General features: G+C 56.0%; 3 protein-coding genes and 2 pseudogenes. All 5 read left to right on the top strand.

Annotated elements, in window-relative coordinates; translation table 11 throughout:
• Window positions 1–125 (top strand): annotated as a pseudogene (locus NFX52_RS29730) (IS481 family transposase); the annotation flags it as partial.
• A gap of 417 nt (window positions 126–542) precedes the next feature.
• Window positions 543–836 (top strand): H-NS histone family protein, encoded by a 294-nt coding sequence (locus tag NFX52_RS29725; RefSeq protein ID WP_055392892.1) that lies wholly within the window; start codon window positions 543–545, stop codon window positions 834–836.
• 417 nt (window positions 837–1,253) lie between these two features.
• Entirely contained in the window at window positions 1,254–1,487 is a 234-nt protein-coding gene (locus NFX52_RS29720; RefSeq protein ID WP_156358544.1) for a hypothetical protein, read from the top strand.
• A 170-nt stretch (window positions 1,488–1,657) separates the two neighbouring features.
• Entirely contained in the window at window positions 1,658–1,852 is a 195-nt protein-coding gene (locus NFX52_RS29715; RefSeq protein WP_055392888.1) for a hypothetical protein, read from the top strand.
• Between the two features lie 205 nt (window positions 1,853–2,057).
• A pseudogene (locus NFX52_RS29710) lies at window positions 2,058–2,420 on the top strand (DUF932 domain-containing protein); the annotation flags it as partial.
• Window positions 2,421–2,535: the final 115 nt, after the last annotated feature.

Genomic DNA, 2,535 nt, shown 5'->3' with positions numbered 1-2,535 from the left:
ACCACCAGTTACCGCAGTCAGCGCTCAAGAGCAGTACGCCGATGCAGGCGATGAAAGAGTGGTACCAGACCCACCCGCACCTGTTTCACAAGCGACCATATGATCGTACGGGATGCGACACCTAGGCAAGGTGCAGTTCGTGGACGGGCGATACCAAATCCTCCCTGAGCTGAATCCGGAAGAGCAATCTCGCATAGAGGAGGCTACTCGCTTTCTGGAGGCCCGGGGGTTTGTTGTTTCTAGGAAAGCAAATGCCCAACCCCAGTATTAGTAGCCCGCCCGCCGACTATGGACGAAAACGACTTACACGAGCTCAAAGCAAACAGCTCGCTTGGAAACTGATTTCTGATTTCTGGATTCCCCCCGCGTCGCAGAGCACGGTTCCCGATGGAATCCCTGTGCCTCCAGCAAGTGAATCTCGCGCACTGCAAGCTCGCAACGGTAATTTGTGTGATGAATTTTCAGATGACAGTGATTAGTAGCTTGCTTGTCGCCAAATTAAAGATATGATGTTCTAGTCTATTCCACCATTGAATTGAAAGATGACAACTTATAAAGAACTGCTTGAGCAGCGGAATTCGCTGGATGCCCAGATTCAGCAGGCTCGCAACCGAGAACTGTCTGATGCGACTGCTAAGGCCCGGGCACTGGTGGCGGAATTTGGACTGACGTCGGAAGATGTCTTCGGGAAGCGCAAGGCGGTTTCTTCGAGGGCCGGCACCAAGGTTGCACCAAAGTACCGCAATCCATCGACTGGCGAAACCTGGACCGGCCGAGGTAAGCCGCCAAAGTGGATCGCTGATGTAAATCGCGAAGAGTACCTCATCCCCGCGTAGATCACCACTCCAATTTTATAGATTAAAGGCCCGCTCGGGCCTTTTTGCTTTTCTGGCGCTGCTTCGGGAATCTGTACTCCTTCGCCGACTGCCATCTCGCCGTTATTAGTTCGGCTTCATCAAGTGATGTGGATACCCATCAGGAAATTTAATCCGCCCTACCCTCAACAAGAGAAATCAAATGGAAACCTCACAGAGCAACCAGTCCCTTTCAGCCGTCTTGGATGTACAGCAGGCGCAGCGGGCTGCGAGTGAACGCATCACGGACTTGACCTCAGATGATTGCGAAGAGGCTCAGCGAGTGGAAGCCATGAACGCGTATGCAACCACAGTAGATCAGCTAGTCACCCTGCTAGGACATGCCGCTCATTGCTGCAGTGCAGTGTCGATATCGACCTTTGGACAAGGTATTCGGACTTGTTTAAGTCGATCGAGGGTTCTCGGCCCCGGCACCACGTCACGCGCGACGAGGTGCAAGAATGGCTCTCCACCCCGCAGTCGGCCTTCTACAGCGGCTTCATGGCCCACGCTGGCGAACGCCTGCAGGTGGATTTCATGGCGCCCCGCGAAGCCTCCCAAGAGGCACTCGACTCAGCCTTCTTGAACACCTTGGCTCAACAGGTAGAAATCGAGTACCTCCGTATTGGTTGATCGCCACGTCGGCCACTCACAACCCGCGCCCTTAGCAGCGGGGGTTTTTTGTTATCTGAAGCGACAGCGCAATTGGTCCTGCATGCGTAGCACCGTCACGCGACGGATCGCATTTCCGGCGTCCTTGGCTTCCGCCCGGGCACGAAACCAGCTTCAATGGGGATCAATCAGTGACCTACACCAGTTACTTCCAGTGGGAAGAAAGAATCATCGAGCTCATCGAGCACACCGCCGAACTTTGCAGATCGGACGCACAGGCAGTCGTGGAAGGCCAGCCAGTCGTGCTCAAGCAACTCTGGGACCGTCGCGATTCCCCGGACGTCGCGTCTGACGCCGTGTTGAAGGCGGCTTGGCGACAAGGATAGCTGCCGCCCGAAAGAGAGCGCCCCGCTTGTCGGCAACCTAAACCCCCGCCCCCTCGGTCATTGACCAGGGGGCGTTTTCATTTGCGGGAAGTTATCAGCGGCGTCGCGGCATTCAAGAGGGTATTCGGTCAGGGCAGACGCCCACGGACCGTTTTTGTAACCGGCACAGGCCTTGCGCTTGCCACAACACTCTTGGAGAATCACTATGCAACTCGCTTCTCGTTTCGCTTCCCGTTCCCCCGTCCTGCGTTCTCCTGTTCCGCTGAGCGATGACCAGATCCGCTTGGTTGCCCCTTCGATCTTTGCTGAAGAAGCCCATGACAGCCGGTCGAATCGCTACAGCTACATCCCAACTTCCGTGGTGCTCAACAAACTGCGAGGGGAGGGCTTTCAACCTTTCATGGTCACCCAGACGCGCGTGCGCCGAGAGGACCGCCGCGAGTTCACGAAGCACATGATCCGACTGCGCCACGCAAGCCAGATCACCGGCAGTGAGGCCAACGAGATCATTGTTTTGAACGCGCACGATGGCTCGAGCAGCTATCAAATGCTCGCGGGAATGTTCCGCCTATGTCCCGTTGGGCATAGGCGGAACTATGTCCAGCATCGAACTATGTCCAGTGCTACGTTGACCCGCCTCGTAAAGGCGGCCATGCAACACGGGACATAGGAGGCAGCGGCTA

Source organism: Acidovorax facilis (assembly GCF_023913775.1).
Classification (GTDB): domain Bacteria; phylum Pseudomonadota; class Gammaproteobacteria; order Burkholderiales; family Burkholderiaceae_C; genus Acidovorax; species Acidovorax facilis.
Note: the sequence above shows the minus strand (reverse complement) of the source record. Positions and strands in the feature narration are given on the sequence as shown.

Coding starts and splice junctions, on each gene's coding strand:
- NFX52_RS29725 (WP_055392892.1), top strand. CDS start 543: ATGACAACTTATAAAGAACTGCTTGAGCAGCGGAATTCGCTGGATGCC.